This window comes from Thalassobaculum sp. (genome assembly GCF_965223715.1).
In the GTDB taxonomy this organism is placed as follows: domain Bacteria; phylum Pseudomonadota; class Alphaproteobacteria; order Thalassobaculales; family Thalassobaculaceae; genus Thalassobaculum.
In genome coordinates, this window is the sequence record NZ_OZ245012.1 from 2,809,825 (window position 1) to 2,827,647 (window position 17,823).

At 69.4% G+C, this 17,823-nt stretch carries 15 protein-coding genes; 8 read left to right on the forward strand and 7 right to left on the reverse strand.

The features are described 5' to 3' along the window. Window positions 1-93 precede the first annotated feature (93 nt). The 4 genes from ACOQOP_RS12965 (at window position 94) to mdoH (ending at window position 5,722) form a co-directional block, all read left to right on the forward strand. On the forward strand, window positions 94-1,041 hold the full coding sequence (locus tag ACOQOP_RS12965; protein ID WP_420562223.1) for a diacylglycerol/lipid kinase family protein: 948 nt from the start codon (window positions 94-96) through the stop codon (window positions 1,039-1,041). Then, window positions 1,038-1,829: a metallophosphoesterase family protein gene (locus ACOQOP_RS12970; RefSeq protein ID WP_420562224.1), complete on the forward strand. Its 792-nt coding sequence runs from the start codon at window positions 1,038-1,040 to the stop codon at window positions 1,827-1,829. The genes ACOQOP_RS12965 and ACOQOP_RS12970 overlap by 4 nt, the downstream gene beginning before the upstream one ends. 246 nt (window positions 1,830-2,075) lie before the next feature. After that, on the forward strand, window positions 2,076-3,578 hold the full coding sequence (locus tag ACOQOP_RS12975) for a glucan biosynthesis protein (RefSeq protein ID WP_420562225.1): 1,503 nt from the start codon (window positions 2,076-2,078) through the stop codon (window positions 3,576-3,578). Continuing rightward, on the forward strand, window positions 3,551-5,722 hold the full coding sequence (gene mdoH, locus ACOQOP_RS12980) for a glucans biosynthesis glucosyltransferase MdoH (RefSeq protein ID WP_420562226.1): 2,172 nt from the start codon (window positions 3,551-3,553) through the stop codon (window positions 5,720-5,722). The genes ACOQOP_RS12975 and mdoH overlap by 28 nt, the downstream gene beginning before the upstream one ends. A 179-nt stretch (window positions 5,723-5,901) precedes the next feature. On the opposite strand, the gene ACOQOP_RS12985 is transcribed toward mdoH, so the two are convergent. After that, window positions 5,902-7,479 (reverse strand): glucan biosynthesis protein, encoded by a 1,578-nt coding sequence (locus tag ACOQOP_RS12985; protein ID WP_420562227.1) that lies wholly within the window; start codon window positions 7,477-7,479, stop codon window positions 5,902-5,904. A gap of 178 nt (window positions 7,480-7,657) precedes the next feature. Beyond that, entirely contained in the window at window positions 7,658-8,707 is a 1,050-nt protein-coding gene (gene corA / locus ACOQOP_RS12990; RefSeq protein WP_420562228.1) for a magnesium/cobalt transporter CorA, read from the reverse strand. Between the two features lie 510 nt (window positions 8,708-9,217). Here corA and ACOQOP_RS12995 point away from each other — a divergent pair. Next, a complete protein-coding gene (locus ACOQOP_RS12995) occupies window positions 9,218-10,132 on the forward strand; it encodes a DMT family transporter (RefSeq protein WP_420562229.1) in 915 nt (304 codons plus the stop codon). 79 nt (window positions 10,133-10,211) lie between these two features. Beyond that, the gene (locus ACOQOP_RS13000) at window positions 10,212-11,033 is read left to right on the forward strand and encodes a DUF3108 domain-containing protein (RefSeq protein WP_420562230.1); all 822 of its coding nucleotides are present in this window, start codon (window positions 10,212-10,214) and stop codon (window positions 11,031-11,033) included. Here ACOQOP_RS13000 and ACOQOP_RS13005 read toward each other — a convergent pair. The 4 genes from ACOQOP_RS13005 to ACOQOP_RS13020 form a co-directional block, all read right to left on the reverse strand. Further along, window positions 11,025-11,813, reverse strand: a complete 789-nt coding sequence (locus ACOQOP_RS13005) for a MaoC family dehydratase (protein WP_420562231.1) — start codon at window positions 11,811-11,813, stop codon at window positions 11,025-11,027. The two genes, ACOQOP_RS13000 and ACOQOP_RS13005, sit on opposite strands and share 9 nt — an antisense overlap. Before the next feature lie 2 nt (window positions 11,814-11,815). After that, window positions 11,816-12,604 carry an SDR family NAD(P)-dependent oxidoreductase gene (locus ACOQOP_RS13010; RefSeq protein ID WP_420562232.1) on the reverse strand — a complete coding sequence of 263 codons (789 nt, stop codon included), beginning with the start codon at window positions 12,602-12,604 and terminating at the stop codon, window positions 11,816-11,818. Between the two features lie 244 nt (window positions 12,605-12,848). After that, on the reverse strand, window positions 12,849-13,742 hold the full coding sequence (locus ACOQOP_RS13015) for a DMT family transporter (protein ID WP_420562233.1): 894 nt from the start codon (window positions 13,740-13,742) through the stop codon (window positions 12,849-12,851). Between the two features lie 10 nt (window positions 13,743-13,752). Beyond that, window positions 13,753-14,688 carry a bifunctional helix-turn-helix transcriptional regulator/GNAT family N-acetyltransferase gene (locus ACOQOP_RS13020; protein ID WP_420562234.1) on the reverse strand — a complete coding sequence of 312 codons (936 nt, stop codon included), beginning with the start codon at window positions 14,686-14,688 and terminating at the stop codon, window positions 13,753-13,755. Window positions 14,689-14,986: 298 nt separating this feature from the next. Here ACOQOP_RS13020 and ACOQOP_RS13025 point away from each other — a divergent pair, with 298 nt between their 5' ends. Both ACOQOP_RS13025 and ACOQOP_RS13030 read left to right on the forward strand, forming a co-directional pair. Continuing rightward, window positions 14,987-16,525 carry a UxaA family hydrolase gene (locus ACOQOP_RS13025; protein ID WP_420562235.1) on the forward strand — a complete coding sequence of 513 codons (1,539 nt, stop codon included), beginning with the start codon at window positions 14,987-14,989 and terminating at the stop codon, window positions 16,523-16,525. 19 nt (window positions 16,526-16,544) lie between these two features. Continuing rightward, window positions 16,545-17,042 carry an NUDIX hydrolase gene (locus ACOQOP_RS13030; RefSeq protein ID WP_420562236.1) on the forward strand — a complete coding sequence of 166 codons (498 nt, stop codon included), beginning with the start codon at window positions 16,545-16,547 and terminating at the stop codon, window positions 17,040-17,042. Window positions 17,043-17,119: 77 nt separating this feature from the next. Here ACOQOP_RS13030 and ACOQOP_RS13035 read toward each other — a convergent pair whose 3' ends face one another. Beyond that, entirely contained in the window at window positions 17,120-17,776 is a 657-nt protein-coding gene (locus ACOQOP_RS13035) for a cysteine hydrolase family protein (RefSeq protein WP_420562237.1), read from the reverse strand. Between the last annotated feature and the right edge of the window lie 47 nt (window positions 17,777-17,823).

Below are 17,823 nucleotides of genomic sequence, written 5' to 3' on the forward strand. Positions count from 1 at the left end.
GGGCCGGCGGCAGCGGTCTGGCCCCTGGCGGAACCGATCGGAGCGTGAGGCGTTCTGTCGGCGAGCCCGTCACAACTCCGAGTTCGACGCCCGATGCCGCCACGCACCGCCACGCTGATCGTGAACCCGAAGGCCGGCAGCCTTCTGGACAACGCGATCACGCCGCAGGACATCGCCGAGCGCGTCCGCGCCGCCGGCATCGAGGTCGAGCTTCTGACCGGCGATCCGTCGGAGCTGGCCGAACTGGTGGATCAGGCGATCGGCCGACCGGCCGAGCTGGTGATCGTCGCAGGCGGCGACGGCACGGTGAACGCCGCCGCGCGCCGGGTGGCAGGCTCCGAGAAGACCCTGGGTATCCTGCCCAGCGGCACCCTCAACCACCTGTCCCAGGACCTCGGCATTCCCCAGGACCTGAACGGCGCCGTCGCCGTGCTGGCCGAGGGCGAGCCGGTGGAGATCGATATCGGCGAGGTGAACGGTCACTCGTTCCTATGCAGCTCGGTGATCGGCTTCGCCTCCCGCCTCGCCCGCCAGCGCGAGCACTGGCGCGGACGGCTGAACCCGGTGCGCTGGGCCCGGGTGATCGCCCATCTGTTCCAGACCATGGACCGCGACCCGGCGATCGAGGTGACGGTGACCGACCCGAAGGAGGTCACCCTGCGCACCCGGCACCTGACCGTCGCGGTCGGCGACTATGTGGACCAGCCGGGCCGGCTCTTCGTGCGCACCGAACTCGACAGCGGCTTCCTCGGCCTCTACGCCCTGCGCAGCCCCTCCCCTCAGAAGCTGCTGACACTCACCGCCAAGGCGCTGGTGGGCCGCTGGCGCGCCGACCCGGAGCTGACCTCCGAACGGATCCGGACGGCGACCGTCCGCAGCGAGCGCAAGCAGGTGCGGGTGCTGAACGACGGCGAGATCCTGCTGCTTGACCTGCCGGTGGAGTACCGCATCCGCCACCACGCCCTGCGGGTGATCCGCGCGCCGCAGGCGACGGAAGCGGCCACCGTCCGCCCGAAGGAGAAACAAGCGGAGATCGCATGACCCGGCTCGTCCACCTCTCCGATCTGCATTTCGGCAAGACCGACCTGCGGCTGATCGATCCCCTGCGCCAGGAGATCGAGAACGCCGACCCGGACCTCGTGATCATCAGCGGCGACCTGACCCTGCGGGCGCGCAACAGCGAGTTCTCCGAGGCGGCGGCCTTCATCTCGGAGCTGTCGCCGCCCTGCTTCGTGGTGCCCGGCAATCACGACATCCCCTATTACCATTCCCTGCTGGAGCGGTTCTCCGACCCGTACCGACGCTGGCGCCGGCACATCGGCGACGCCCTGGAGCCGACCTGGGTGGGCGAGCGGGTCGCCGTGGTCGGCATCAACACCGTGCGCCGCGCCCAATGGCGGCTGAACTGGGCGGACGGCAAGATCAGCCGCAGCCAGCTCGGCCGCATCGACCGCCGTCTGGCCGCCTTGCCGAAGGGCCGGGTGCGGATCGTGGTCGGCCATCACCCGTTCCTGGCACCGGAACCGCGGCTGCAGGACCGGGTGGTGCGACGGGCGAAGGCGGCGCTGTCGCTGTTCCGCCGCCACCGGGTCACGCTGGTCCTGGCCGGGCACCTGCACCTGCCGTTCATCCGTACCCTGCCGGGAGCCGACCCGAACCATCCCATGACGGTCGTGCATGGCGGCACCACGATCTCCACCCGCCTGCGGGGCGAGCCGAACGCCTTCAACGTGATCGACGTGGACGCCGACGGGAAGATCGGGATCGAGACCCGGATCTGGACCGAAAGCGGCTGGCAGCGCGACGAACGGGAGCCTCAGGCGGCATGAGCCGGGACGCGACCCGCGCCCGCGCCGGCCGAACCGCCGCGACACCTGCAGTAGCCCCTTGAGCGGGCGGGATTTTCATGGCTATGTGACGCCGAAATTTGGCGGTCCCGCGGTGGGGAAGGCGGGAGGTCCGGATCGACCCGGCAGCCGTCAATTTTTCCCCGACACTCTGTCACTCGCCAAAGATATTCGGCAACGAGCGTGGAACCGGTGAAAGCAGCAAGCGGGCGATCCCGCCGTTCAGTGATGCGTGGCCTGCTGTGGAGCGTCGCCGCCGTGTCGGGCGCCCAGGGTCTCGGGATCCGCGCGGCCTGGGCCGACGACGAGCCGCCCACCGGCTTCGGCGACGTGGTCGAGCAGGCCCGTGTCCTGGCCGAGCGCGAGTTCACCACTCCGCCGCCGGCCGGACCGGGCGATCTGGCCGAGCTGTCCTACGAGCAGTATCACGACATCCGCTTCCGCCGGGAGCATGCCCTGTGGGTCGGCCAGGGGCTCGGCTTCGAGGTCGACCTGTTCCATCCGGGCTTCCGCTTCATGCGGCCGGTGGACATCTACAACGTGGACGAGACCGGCGCCCACCCGGTGGCCCTGGCCCCCGAGATGTTCGACTACGGGCCCCGGGTCACCCCGCCGGCGCCGGACGCCGACCTCGCCTTCACCGGCTTCCGGGCACGGTATCCGATCAACGCGCTGGACCGGCTGGACGAGTTCGCCGTGTTCCAGGGCGGCACCCGGTTCCGGGGGGTCGGCTCCGGCCAGCGCTACGGCGTCTCGGCCCGTGGCCTCGCCCTCAACACCGCCGATGCCGAGGGCGAGGAGTTCCCGGACTTCACCGCCTTCTGGCTGATGAAGCCGGTGCAGGGCGACAGCACCATGACCGTGCTGGCCTTGATGGACAGCCCCTCCCTCAGCGGCGCCTACCGGTTCCAGATCCGTCCGGGCGAGGCCACCGTGATCGACGTGGACACGGTCCTGTTCCCGCGCCGGCAGCTCACCAAGGTCGGGCTCGGGCCGCTGACCTCCATGTTCCTGTACGACGCCTCGGCGCGCGCCGGCTACGACGACTTCCGCACCGCCGTGCACAATTCCGACGGGCTGCAGATGCTGACCGGCAACGGCGAGCGGATCTTCCGGCCGCTGGCCAACCCATCGCGCCTGCAGATCTCCGCCTTCCAGGACACCAATCCGCGCGGCTTCGGCCTGGTCCAGCGCAACCGCCGCTTCGCCGACTTCCAGGACCTGGAGGCGCGGTTCGACCTGCGGCCGTCGACCTGGGTCGAGCCGATCGGCGACTGGGGCCCGGGCGCCGTCATCCTGGTCGAGATCCCGACCGAGGCGGAGACCAACGACAACATCGTCGCCTACTGGCGGCCGAGCACCCCGTTCGAGCCGGGCAGCCGGACCGAGCTCTCCTATCGCCTGCACTACTGCAGCACGCCGCCCGACAACGTCCCCCTGGCCCGCGTGGCCGCCACCCGCGGCGGGCGCGGCGGCGACGGCCGGCGGCGGCTTTTCGTCATCGACTTTGTCGGCCTGCCGGCCGCCGAGCGCATGCCCCGCGCCGAGGTCAGCCAGTCCAACGGGGTGATCCTCAACGTCATGGCGGAGCCCAATCCGGTGGACGGCTCCTACCGCGTGAGCTTCGAAGTGGACCCGGGCGATGAGTCCCTGGTTGAATTGCGCGTGGTTCTGGTCGGCGATGCCGGCCCCGTGAGCGAGACTTGGCTGTACCGATGGACCAGCGCATAGACACCGACCCGCTGGCGCCAGCCGATCACCCGGCCGCTTCCTCCGCCCCGTATCCGTCGACGCCGGCCGGCGTGCCGCTCGACATGCCGACCCAGAACTTCCGGCGCACCGTGCGCGCGCAGGTCCGCACCCGCGGCCGGCCCTGGGGGGCGACCTTCCTCGCCCGGCTGATCGTGTTCGGCGGCGCGCTGCTGCTGACCGCCCTCGCCGCCCGGCAGATGGCGCTGGCGGTGGCGGTCGGCGAAGTGACGGCGCTGCAGGCGCTGCTGGTCGGCATCTTCACGGTGACCTTCTGGTGGATCTCCATGTCCACCACCTCGGCCCTCGCCGGCCTGCTCACGCCACTGCAGCCCGGCGGCAAGGTCGCGACATCGCTGCCGCAGGAGCAACCGGGCCTCTGCGCCCTGGTGATGCCGGTCTATAACGAGGACCCGGCCGCCACCACCGGCGCGCTCGCCGCCATCGCCGAGGACCTGGCGCGGGCCGGTGCCGCCGACGGGTTCGAGATCTTCATCCTGTCGGACACCACCGACCCCGCCGTCTGGGTGGTGGAAACCGCCGCTGTGGCCCGGCTGCGGGAGCGGCTCGGCGACACGATGAAGGTCTGGTACCGCCACCGGGCCCGCAACATCGACCGCAAGTCCGGCAACATCCACGATTTCGTCACCCGCTGGGGCGGGCGCTACGAGACGATGCTGGTGCTCGACGCCGACAGCCTGATGACGGCGGAGTCGATCGTCACCCTGCGCGACCGCATGGCCGCCGATCCGGCCCTGGGCCTGGTGCAGACCGTGCCGGTGCTGATCGGCCGCGACAGCCTGTTCGCCCGCATGCAGCAGTTCGCCGGCCGGATCTACGGCCCGATCGTCGCCCGCGGGGTGGCCGCCTGGCAGGGCGATGACGGCAATTTCTGGGGCCACAACGCCATCATCCGCACCCAGGCCTTCGCCCAGGCATGCGGTCTGCCCCGGCTGCCGGGCCGCAAGCCGTTCGGCGGCACGATAATGAGCCACGATTTCGTCGAGGCCGCCCTGCTGCGCCGGGCCGGCTGGGCGGTGCAGATGGCACCGGAGATCGGCGGCTCGTGGGAATCCTCCCCACCCTCGCTGCTCGACTTCGCCATGCGCGACCGGCGCTGGGCCCAGGGCAACATCCAGCACCTGGCGGTGATCACCGCCCGCGGGCTGCGCTGGCCGAGCCGGATGCACTTGCTGAACGGCGTGATGAGCTACCTGTCCTCACCGCTCTGGTTCGCGCTGATCCTGGTCGGTGTCGGGCTGACGGTGCAGTCCTATCTGCTGCGGCCGCGGTATTTCACCGAGGCTTTCCAGTTGTTCCCCACCTGGCCGCGCTTCGACAGCGAGCGGATGATCCTGCTCTTCGCGGTCACCATCGGCGCGCTGCTGGTGCCGAAGATCATCGGCCTGCTGCGGGGCATGATCGACCGCTCGGTGGTGAAGTCTCTCGGCGACGCCCGCCGGCTGCTGGTCGGCTGGGTGGTGGAGGTGCTGCTGTCGGCCCTGTTCGCGCCGATCATGATGCTGATCCAGTCGCGTCACGTCTGGTCGATCCTGCGCGGCACGGATTCCGGCTGGGGGCCGCAGCGCCGCGACGACGGCGGCATGGGGCTGCGGGAGGCGATGCGCTTCCATCTCGGCCACACCGCACTCGGGCTGGTGGTGGTCGCCGCCATCGCGCCGCTCTCCATGCCGGTGCTGGCCTGGCTGTCGCCGGTATTGGCGGGCTGGATCCTGTCGGTCCCGCTGTCCTGGGGCAGCGGCAGCGCCTGGCTCGGCCGCAAGCTGGCCGCCATCGGCATCCTGGTGATCCCGGAGGAGCGCGAGGTCCCGGCCCTGGTCACCGCGGCCCGGGCGGAGCGCGACGCGGCCGAGACCGACCTGGCGGGGGTGTCGCTGGAGCGCTTGCTGGAGGATGCGGAGACGGCGGATCGGCATTTCGCCCTGGCCGGCGATCACTTCCTGGCGGAGCGGGGCCATCCCGACGTGGAGATGCTCACCGCCGCCGCCAAGGTCGCGGATGCCCGCACCCGGGCGGAGGCCCTCGGCTGGCTGCGCCCGGTGGAATGCATGCGGGTCCTCGGCGACCGGCGCACATTCGACACGCTGCTCTCCCTGCCGGCATAGGGGGACGCCCCCGACCTCCCCACCGCGTCTTCCCGGCCTTGAGCCGGGATCTAGAAAACGGGCCGCTGGAGCGTCAGAGAAAGATCCCCCCAAAGCTCCAGCAAGCGTTTCCCTAGGCCCCGGCGCGGGGCCGGGGAGACGGTGGGGAACGCGGTGGCCTCCCTCCTCCACCCCGCCTTTTACCGCGGCAACGGGTCGTACCGATACAGCCAGGTCTCGGTCAGCGCCCCCGCGTCGGTGCGCAGGAAGGCGCGGAGCTCCGATGGCTCCGGCATCGCCGGATACAGGTCGAAGATGATCCGCCACCGCTTGGTGCCCGGCACCTTCTCCACGAAGGCGTCGTCCACCCGGCCGGTCGAGGCCTCGACCACCGCCTCCGGCTCGTCGCCGTCCTTCAGCGCCGCCAGCGCGGGGCCGTCGAACTCGACCACGAACTTGCGGGCGTCGGCCACCCGGTTCTGGCCGGGACGGCCGCCATGGCCGAGACGGGTCGACACGCAGATCGCGACCGGACGGGGCGGCGTCGGCATGTCGGTCTGCCAGTACTGGCGGTATTTGAAGGTGTAGCTGTTGCCGGCGCGGGCGGGACCCTCGGGCACCCAGAAGGCGCCGATATTGTCGTGGATCTCGTCGTCGGTGCGCAGTTCCATGAGCTGCACCGAGCCCCGGCCCCAGTCGCCCAACGGCTCGATCCACAGGCTCGGCCGGCGGTCGTAGTACACGCCGTCGAGATAATGCTCGAAGTTCCGGTCGCGCTGCATCAGCCCGAAGCCCTTCGGGTTCTCGTCCAGGAAGGAGGAGACGTTCGGGAAACGCGGATTGATCAGCGGGCGCCAGATCCGCTCGCCGCTGCCGGTCCAGATCGCCAGGCCGTCGGAATCATGGATCTCCGGCCGCCAGTCGCTGCTGATGTCCGGGTTGGTCTCGCTGTACCAGTACATGGAGGTCAGCGGGGCGATGCCGAGCCGCTCGATGTCCCGGCGCAGGAACAGCCGGGCCTCGACCTCCATCACCACGCCCTTGGTGCGGCGCGCGGTGATCCGGTAGGCGCCGGTGATGCCGGGGCCGTCCAGCAGGGCGAGGATGGTGTTCGGATCGTCCTTGCGCGCCGCCGGGGTCAGGTAGAACTCCCGGAACTCCGGGAACTCCTCGGGGCCCGGGGTGGCGCTGTCGATGGCCACGCCGCGGGCCGACAGACCGTACTGGCCGAGATCGCCGATCGCCCGCCAGTAGCTGGCGCCGAGGAAGGCCAGCCAGTCCTGGGTCTTCCAGTCGTCACGCGACCGGCTCTCCTGGAAGCGGAAGCCGGCGAAGCCGACATCGCTGGGGAGTTGCTTGGCGACGCTGTCGTCCGGCATCTCGAACAGCTCGGGGCTGTAGCGCACCAGCCGGGCATGGCCGTCCATCAGGGTGTGCATCTTCACGCCGCGCGCAAAGTAGCGGCCGACATGGAAGAAGGTGACCGGATAGTTGCCGGAGCCGTCGCCGAAGACCGCCTCGTCGGGACGGTAGCGCAGCTTGCCATGGGCATCGTAGTCGATCGCCTCGATCACTTCGGGGGCGAGGATCGGTGCCGCCGCATAGGGCGAGGCCGCCATCTCGCGGGCGCGGTCGACCAGCGCCTCATAGCCGAACTCGAACGGCTGCCCGAAGGACAGGGTGGGGGATGCGGCCTGGGCGAGATGCGGATTTGCGAGAAGGGTCAGCAGCGCGGCACCCGCGCCCTGGACCACATCGCGCCTGTTGGGATGGGACATGGAAGGACCTGCGAACACAACAAACGGCACCTTGCCGGGCGGGCCGCGACCGTAACCGGGGGATTCCGATCGGCCCCCGCCAGCGCCGCGTTACATGCCACCGAACGGGGGTTTCCTCAAGTATCTGATAAGGGGGAGCGCGTCCCGGTTATGCACAGGTCCGGGGCGGACCGGACCGCTAGGAATTCCGGGAGCGCGGCCGGCGGGTCCTGGGCGTCCTGATCCAGTGCTTGCGCAGGAAGTAGACCAGCATGGCGATGCCGCAGACGGCCATCAGCGTGAGCGCGAAGGGATAGCCATAGCGCCAGCCCAGCTCCGGCATGTTCCACGGCGAGACGTCCCGGTCGAAGTTCATGCCGTAGAGGCTGGCAATGAAGCTCAGCGGCATGAAGATCGTGGCGATCAGCGTCAGCATCTTCATGATGTCGTTCAGCCGCGCGTTCATGCAGGAGTGGTAGACGTCCACCAGGTTGGAGGCGATCTCGCGCTCGGTCTCCACGATGTCCATGAGCTGGGCCACGTGGTCGTAGCAGTCGCGCAGGAAGACCCGCGTATGGCCGTCGATCAGCGGGCTGTCGTCGCGGATCAGGGCGTTCACGAGGTCGCGGTGGGGCCAGATGGCGCGCCGCAGGTCCAGCAGGTCGCGTCGGATCCGGTAGACCTCGTGGATCTGCCCCTCCTGGGGCCGCAGGGTCACCTCCTCCTCCAGCCGCTCCAGATCCTCGCCGAGCGCCTCGACCGCCGGGAAATAGCCGTCGATCACCGCGTCGATCAGGGCGTAGGCGAGATAGTCGGCGCCGTACTGGCGCATCTTGCCGTTCTCGCGGCGCAGCCGGTCGCGCACCAGGCCGAGGCAGTCGGTGCGGCCGTCGCGGAAGGAGAGCACGAAGCCGGCTCCCAGCAGCATGGCGATCTGCCTCGTATCGACCCCGCGGGTCTCGGGCGCCATGCGGCTGACGATGAAGAGCTGGTCGCCGTACTCTTCCAATTTAGGGCGCTGGTGGACGTTGATCACGTCCTCCAGCGCCAGCCCGTGCAACCCGAACAGCGCGCCGAGCCGCTCCATCAGGGAGATATCCGCCAGGCCCGCGACGTCGATCCACAGGGTGCGCGCCGTGCCCTTCAGGGCGCTCACGTCCTCGACGCTCAGGTCATGCCGCTCGAAGAACCGTCCGTCGCCGTAGCCGATGGCCGAGATGGTGGACCCCTGGGCCTCGGGATCCGCCACAAGCGTTCCGGGGGCCGCCCCCGGTGGGGTGCGGCGGCGGTGTCGGCGACGCGAAGATCGGACGGTTCGGGTCTGCGGATCTGTCGCGCTCATTGGCCGCCAGCCTCGCGATGCCGAACGGCGCCCGGGCCAAGGTCGCACTTCCATGTCTTCCCGGCCTCGCGCCGGGACCGAGGGCCACGCTTGCCGGAGCGCCTCACGACGAAGTCGACTGCCTCAGCGGCCCCAATTCTGGATCCCGGCGCAAGGCCGGGAAGACGGAGGAGAGGGGTCTCATGCACCTTGGCCACCGCATCGTCTGGCTGATCACCGCAGGCAACGATACCCGCCTCCCACCCTGTCAGGCGAGCGCACATTCAGACCCCCGACCGCGGCGCACAACAGCGCAATCCGCCACCACCCATGGGGGAAACATTTGCCGATTGAATAATCTTTCCCTGTCGGTCACGGTTTCGCCCTCGCGCCCCGGGACAACGAGGACGGCGCTACAACCAGATCAGGGCGGACCCAGTGGCATCGGTCTCCGACTTCCGCGCGCCGGCTGTGTCCCCCGCCGGTTGGTACATGCTCACCGCCCTGATCTTCGCGGTGATGCTGGCCCTGTTCAAATGGCTGGGCCAGAACCTGCCGACGACCCAGCTCCTGCTGCTGCGCCAGCTCGGCGTGATGGCGATCCTGATGCCAGCCATCGTCCAGTCCCGCGGCGACGTGCTGCGCGCCGAGCGGCCGGGGCTGAACCTGTTCCGCGGCCTGCTGTCGGCCGGCTCGATGCTGCTGGGCTTCACCGCCGTGGTGCATCTGTCGCTCGCGGAATCCACAACCCTGCATTTCACCAAGGTGTTTTTCGTCGTCCTGCTCGGCGGCCTGCTGCTGCAGGAGAAGATGACGATGACGCGCTGGGGCGCGATGGTCCTGGGCTTCGCCGGCGTGGCGGTCGTGCTCGCCCCGAACACCAGCTCCATGGTCGATCCGATGGCGATCCTCGCCGTGCTCGCCGCCGCCATGACCGCCGGCACGATGCTGGTGGTCCGCACCCTCGCCCAGGTGGAGCGGACCTCGACCATGATGATCTGGCAGTCGGCCGTGGTGCTCGCCGTGGTGGCGATTCCGGGCACAGCCGGGTGGATAACGCCCACCCTGGAGCAATGGGGCCTGATCGCCATTCTCTGCCTGCTGATGGGGGCGGCACAGTGGACGATGATCCGGGCCCACCGCAGTGCCGAGGCCTCGGCCCTTTCGCCGCTGGAATACACCCGGCTGCTCTATGCCGTCGCCCTCGGCTACCTGATCTTCGACCATGTGCCGGAGGGCAACACCCTGCTGGGCGCGGTGCTGATCATCGCGGCGGCAATCTGGGTCCGCCGGGACGCCCGGGCTGCGCCCGTGGAGGAGGACGACGTTTCCGACCCCGCGGAGAAGAGATAGAGACGCCGGGATATTGACGAAGCACGGCGACGACCGATCTTCACAGGGGCATGGTGAACGACCGTTGCCGGAGACGCCCGTGAAACAGCTCGCCCTGGCCGCCCTTCTGCTTACCGCCTCAGCCCCCGCCCTGGCCGCGACCGGACCGATGCGCGCGACCTACGAGGTCTATTTCGGCGGGCTCCACATCCTGAGTGCGGAGTCCGAATTCGCCCCGGACAGCAGCAGCTACGCGGTGACCGCCAAGGCGCAGACCCGGGGCATCCTGGAGGTGTTCTTCGACTGGCGCGGCGAGACCCGATCCGCCGGGCGGTTCGACGCGGACCGCGCCGTCCCCGGCCGACACACCAATTTCGGCTGGCGCGGCGACGAGCAACGCTCGGTGATCCTGACCTACGGACCCGACGGCGAGGTCATCGAGACCAGCATCGATCCGGCGCCCGACCCCGAGGAGGTCACCGCCCTGCCGGAAGATGCGGAGATCGGGACCATCGACCCGCTGACCGTGATCGCCCAGCTCTCGCGCACCATGAGCCAGACCGGCACCTGCGACGGCGAGTTCGCGGTCTATGACGGCCGCCGGCGCTACGACCTGCGGGTGACCGACCGGGGGACCGAAACCCTGCCGCCCACCAGCTATTCGATCTTCAGTGGCGAGGCCAAGAGCTGCCAGGTTGAGTACGCCATGCTCGGCGGTCAGCGGAAGGATCCCAACAAGTACAGCAAGACCGCCCGCGACCGGGTGGTCTATGTCGCCCGCCCGGTGAAGGACGGCCCGGCGATCCCCGTGGCGCTGAAGATCGAGACCGATTTCGGCACCCTGATGGCCCACCTGACCGGGGTAGAGGCGCCGAAGGATCTGGCGCTGCGCGACGGCGGCACCCCGCGCGGCTCACGCTGAAGCCAGGATCTCCATCCGCAGGTCGCAGGCCACCCGGCCCTCGGCGTTCAGCGCGCTGAGATGCGCCTGACGGTCGTCCGCCGGCGTCGCCGAGATAAGGGTCAGCGCATCGTCCCAGAACACCGGCCGCTTGAACTGGGCGACCAGGATGGCCATCGGCGCGGCCCGCAGCCGGTCGGCCAGATGGGCGGCCATCCACGTCATGGTCATCAGCCCCTGGGCCAACGGCGCGCGGTAACCGTATCGCGCGGCGAATTCCGGGTCGAAATGGATCTCATTGCCCACCGACTTGGAATAGGTCACCACGTCCTGGGGCTGCATCACCTTCTCGGCGATGACCGTGCCCGGCACCGGCTCCGGCGTGGAGGCCGGCCCCGACTTCCGGCCCATCTTCTCCAGGTCCGGCAGCAGGCGGATATGCTCCGACACCACCGCCAGGCTGCGGTCGGCCCGTCGGACCTCGAAACGCTGGACGATGCGCCGGCCCCGCGGCACCTCCTCGTTCGAGACCGTCTCGCCGGAGAACCGCACCGCCTCGCCCAGGGGCAGGCCGCCGGACAGGGTGAGCCGCTGCTCGACATGGATGTAGCCGTCGATCTCCTGCCCGGCCGCCGACATGGCGCGGAACCCGTCATTGCCCCACAGGGTCGGCTCGGTCTGCCCGGCCCAGGCCGCCGGATCGACGGCGCAGGCCGTCAGCGCCTCCGCCTGGGCGGCCGGATCGCGGGAGAGCGTTGTTTCCGGGAAGCGGAAGCCGGGGATCAGGGTCTCGCCGGCCATCCTCAATCCTCGATCTCGGCCGCGTCCACCATGCCGCCATAGACCGTGTACCCGCCGTCCACCGGCAGGTTCACGCCGGTGACCGTGCGGGCGAGCGGCGAGGCGAGGAAGATCATGGCGTCGGCGATGGCGCCGGGCGGCAGCATCTCGCCGAGCGGCGTGCGGCGGCGGATCTTCTTCTCGTCGATCTTGCCCTGGTCGATCAGGTTCTGGACCAGGGGCGTGCGGATATAGCCCGGCGCGATGGCGTTGACCCGGATGCCCTTCTGCGCCCATTCGCAGGCGAGGTTGCGGGTCAGCCCGACGATCCCGTGCTTGGCCGCCGTATAGGCGTTGCGCCGGGGCAGGGCCAGAATGCCGGCGATGGAGGAGATGTTGATCACCACGCCGTAGCCGGCGGCGATCATCTCCCGTGCGGCCCGCTTGGACATGACGAAGGTGCCGGTCAGGTGCACGTCGATCAGCCGCTGCCAGTGCTCGGCCGTCTGGTCGATGGTGTCGAGGAAGGTGTCGGACATGCCGGCACAGTTGATCAGCACGTCGATCCGGCCGAAGGCGTCCATGGTGTCGGAGACCAGCCGGTCGGCCGTCGCCTCGGTGGAGACGTCGCCGCCGAGGCCGAGATGACCGTCCCCCAGCGTCGCCGCCTGGGCCTGGGCGATCTCCAGGTTCAGGTCGGCGATGGCGACCCGCGCGCCGCGTTTGGCGAAGGCCTGGGCGGCGGCGAAGCCGATCCCGCTCGCCCCGCCGGTGATGAGCACAGCCTGACCGGTGAAATCCGTATCGGACATCCGTTTCCTCCTGAAAGACCCGCGCTTTCCCGGTCGGGCGCGCGGTTATGGAGGCAGTCTAGGCCGCCCATATCCTCCGCGTCATCCCGTGCAAACCGCCCTTCCCTTTCATCGTCATCCCGGGAGAGCCCGTCCCGGATTTAATCCGGGATTGATCCGGGATCTGCCCGGGACCCAGCAACGACCGTCGCGACTGGGTCCCGGCCGAACCCAGGGTCGAGCCCGGGCCTCACCGGGATGACGGTTAAGGAGAGGAGGACGCTTGAGACAGCGCCAGGCGCATGCCGACGATCACCAGCCCCAGCCCGACGAACAGCCCGAGGCCCAGCGTCTCCCCCAGCAAGAGGGCGCCCAGGGCCGAGGCGGTGATCGGGGCGAGGGCCAGGAACAGGGTCACCTCGGTCGCCGCCATCTCGCGCAGCGAATAGAGCCAGGTGATGTAGCCGATGCCGCTCGAGGCGCCGATGAAGGCCACGATCCCCCAGGGGGCGTCCGCCAGCGCGTCCCACCCGATCGGCGGCGCGTCGAGCGGCGCCAGCAGCGCCAGAAACAGCACCGACGCCCCCATGGCGAGGCCGCTGACCTGCACCGTCGGATAGCGGGTCAGGTAGGGACGGTAGAGCACGGAACACACCGCCCCGGTCAGCGCGCTGGCCAGGGCGGCGCCGATGCCGATCCACAGGTCGATGCCCACCGCCTCGCCGATCAGCCGGTCGCCCAGCGCCGCCGCCACCCCCAGCGTGGTCAGCGCCGCGCCGATCAGCCGGCGCAGGGTCAACGCCTGGCGGCCCAATAGGGCGGAGATCAGCACGGTCTGCACCGGCATGGTGGCGAAGATCAGGCTGCCGAGGCCGGCGGAGATGTGCAGGACCGCGAGGTTCAGCAGGGCGACCAGGATGCCGAACTGGCCGATGCCCAGCGCCGCGACCACCCACAGGTCGCGCAGCGGGATGCGCCGCCAGCCCAGATGCACCGCCAGCGGCAGGATCATCGCCGCCCCGATCGTGTAGCGGAACAGGGCCAGTACCGTAGGCCCCAGATCATCCACGGCGGCGCGGCTGGCGACGATGGCCGCCCCGACCTGCACCCCCGTGAAGGCCGCCGTCATGACCGCCAGCGGCGGCCTCGCGGTGCTCACGGTGTTGGCCTCACAGGTCGCGTTCCCAGGTCTCCGCCATCATCGACACGCCGAAATCGTTCAGCGGCGCGCTGGCCACGCAGGTGAACCCGGCCTTGCGGTAGATCTCGCGGGCGGCGGTCAGGATGTCGTTGGTCCACAGGGTCATGCGGGTATAGCCGGCCGAGCGGGCGAAGCGCATCGCCTCCTCGGTGAGCCGCCTGCCGATGCCGAGGCCGCGGGCCCGTTCGTCCACGAACAGCATGCGCAGCTTGGCGGTGGTCTCATCCGCATCGACCACGAAGACCGAGCCGACCATCGCGCCGTCGCGCTCGGCGATCCAGCAGCAATGGCGGGCGGGGTCAAACTGGTCGATGAAATCGGCGGCGATCCGGGCGACCAGCGCCTCGAAGCTCATGTCGAAGCCGTATTCGGCGGCATAGAGCCGGCCATGGGCGGCGACGACCTCGCCCATATCGCCCGGCCGGTGCGGCCGCAGCAGGTAGGGCTCCGCCGGTGACGCCGCCGGGTCGAGGACGGTGCGGATCGTGCCCATGGCCGCCAGCAGCCGCGCGCGGTCCGCCGGCGCCAGGGCGGCCAGCGCCTCGGCGGCGACCACATTGGCGCGGTCGTACATCGGCGTGAACGCGGCCCGGCCCGCCTCGGTCAGCGACAGGCGCCGGACCCGGCCGTCGGACGCGTCCGGCGTGGCCTTCACCCAGCCTTTGGCGCGAAAGCCCTTGAGCAGACGGCTGACATAGCCCGGATCGACCCGCATATCGGCGCTGATCTCCCGCGCCGTCGGGCCGTCCCGGTGGGCGATCTCGTACAGCACCCGCATCTCGGTCAGCGAGACGGCACTGCCCTGATGGTCCGGCCCGAGCGCGCCGATATAGGCGGTGTAGAACCGGCTGAACTGCCGGAACGCGGCGACGTCGGGGGCGAGGGCAGCGGCGGGGTCGATCATGTAGGTGACGATAGCACTGAATTAGATGATTCAAGCAACTATTTTTATCTCCTTTCTCCGTCATCCCGGCGAGGTCCGGGCTCGACCCGGAGCTCGGCCGGGACCCAGATCCGGCGCATCACGCACGGTCCCGGCCCGAGCCCGGATAAGGTCCGGTCTCGTCCGGGATGACGATGAAGAGGAAGAGCGCAGCCGGACACGTCACCCGTTTCCGCCACCCCCGCCGGCGCGCTATGCTCGCCGCGTCCGTGCCGGACCAACGAGAAACGGCCATAGATTTCGTTAGGGAGTTACCGCCATGTCCGCCAATTCGGACGCCAAACGCCTCACCGTGCGCCTGAGTAAGGCCGACAACGTCATCACCGCCCGCTTCGACCTGACGCCCGGCGTCGCGCTCGACGGCGAAGGCGTGACGACGGCCGTCGCCATCCCCGCCGGCCACAAGATCGCCACCCATCCGATCGCGGCGGGCGACCCGATCCGCAAATACGACCAGATCATCGGCTTCGCCACGGAAGCGATCGAGCCCGGTGCCCATGTTCACGTGCATAACGTGGAGATGAAGGATTTCGAGCGGGACTACGCCTTCGGCGCCGACGTGAAACCGACCGCCTATTTCAACAACAGCGACCAGGCGACCTTCCAGGGCTTCAAGCGCGACAGCGGCCGCATCGGCACCCGCAACTATATCGGCGTGCTGACCTCGGTGAACTGCTCGGCCACGGCGGCGAAATACATCGCCGAGGCGATCACCCCGCAGGTGCTGGAGCAGTACCCGAATGTCGACGGCGTGGTGGCGCTGACCCATTCCACCGGCTGCGGCATGGCCGGCGACGGCGAGGGCTACGCCAACCTGCAGCGGGTGCTCTGGGGCATGGCGCGCCACCCGAACTTCGCCGGCGTGCTGATGGTCGGGCTCGGCTGCGAGGTCAACCAGATCGACTTCCTGCTGGAGGCCTACGGCATCAAGCGCGGCGACGCGTTCCAGACCATGAACATCCAGGACGCCGGCGGCCTGCGGAAGACCGTCGACTGGGGCTCGGGGATCATCAAGGAGATGCTGCCGAAGGCGAACGAGGCCGGGCGGAGCACGTGTCCGGCGAGCGAGCTGACCCTGGCGCTGCAGTGCGGCGGCTCCGACGCCTATTCCGGTATGACCGCCAACCCGGCCCTGGGCGAGGCGGCGAACCTGCTGGTGCGCCATGGCGGCACCGCGGTGCTGGCCGAGACGCCGGAGATCTACGGGGCCGAACACCTGCTCACCCGCCGGGCGGTCAGCCAGGAGGTCGGTGAGAAGCTGATCGAACGCATCAAGTGGTGGGAGGACTACACCGCGCGCAACGGCGGGGAGATGAACAACAACCCCTCGCCCGGCAACAAGCGCGGCGGCCTGACCACCATCCTGGAGAAGTCCCTGGGGGCGGCGGCCAAGGGCGGCACCACCAACCTGACCGGGGTGTACAAGTACGGCGAGACGATCGACGCCAAGGGCTTCGTCTTCATGGACAGCCCCGGCTACGACCCCTGCTCGATCACCGGCGAGGTGGCGAGCGGCTCCAACATTGTCGCCTTCACCACCGGCCGCGGCTCGGTCTACGGCTGCAAGCCGGCGCCATCGCTGAAGCTCGCCACCAACACGCCGATGTACACCCGCATGTCCGACGACATGGACATCAACTGCGGCGAGGTGCTGGACGAGGGCATCTCCATTGAGGAGATGGGCCAGCGGATCTTCGACCGGCTTCTGGAGGTCGCCTCGGGTGCGCCGACCAAGTCGGAGGCCCAGGGCATGGGCGACAACGAGTTCATTCCCTGGCAGATCGGCGCGGTGATGTGACCGGACTCTACGCTTCCCTATGAGCGGATCCTTCGCCGACAGCTATCTCGGCCGACTCCGCAAGATTATCGGCCCGCGCCCGGTCCTCATGCCGGGCGCGCGCGTCATCGTCGAGAACGGAGACGGGGAGATCCTGCTGATCCGTCGCGGCGATTTCGGGCTGTGGAGCTGGCCCGCGGGCTCCGCCGAGCTCGGCCAGACGATCGAGGACACCGCCCGCACCGAGCTGCGCGAGGAGACCGGCCTGATCGCCGGCCCCCTCACCCCGATCGGCTTCGCCAGCCATCCGGAACACGACCGGGTCGAGTATCCCCACGGGGACGTTCTGTTCGCCTATGCCATGATCTTCCATGCGACCGAATGGGAAGGCGAGCTGCGGGCCGACGGGCATGAGAGCCTGGACGTGCGGTTCTTCGCGCCGGACAGGTTGCCCGAGGACCGCACGGGCACGGTCGACCGCACCCTGGCGGTGCTGCGGCGCTATCGGGAAAGCGGCGGCGTGTTTCAGCTGATCTGAGGGGATGTGTCTCGTGAGACAGGCCCTGGCGTTGCCCTTCGACACGCCCCGGCACAAGGCCGGGGCGTGTCGAAGGGTCAGCCGGCGAGCCCCGCCAGTACCCGCTTCGTATCGCTCACCCAGCCGAACAGGTTGTTCTCGCCGTAGATCAGCGAGATCGCCGCGTCGTGTAGTTCCGGCGTGGTCGCCGCACAGGCGTCCTCCACCGTCAGGCAGCGGAAGCCGCGGTCGACCGCCTCGCGCATGGTAGAGGCCACGCAGCACTGGGTGGTCACGCCGATCAGGATCAGCGCCTCAATCCCGCGGGCGCGCAGGCGGTCCTCCAGATCCGTGCGGTAGAAGCTGCCGAAGCCCGGCTTGTCCAGGACCAGTTCCCCCTCAGCGGGGTAGCACTCGGCGATGTGATCGTGCCCGGGCTCGCCCCGGATCAGGAAGCGGCCGAGCGGTCCGTCGCGCCCCGCCACCTTGCGGTCGCGCTTGAGCGCATGCATGTCGGAGAGGTCGGGCGCGTAGCCCTCGCGGGTATGCACCAGCATCAGCCCGGCGGCCCGGGCCGCGGCGATCAGGGCGACGGCGTTCGGAATGATAGCGCGCATCGGCGCGATGTCGTCGCCAAGCGCTGCCACCATGCCGGTGGGATCGAGAAAATCGCGCTGGAAGTCGATGGCGACCAGCGCGGTCGTGGCGGGATCGGCGGTGAAGCTCAGCCCGGCATTGCAGGAGATCGTGCCCATGGCTCCGATTTAGCCGGAACCACGGGCACAGACCATACGCTGATTTA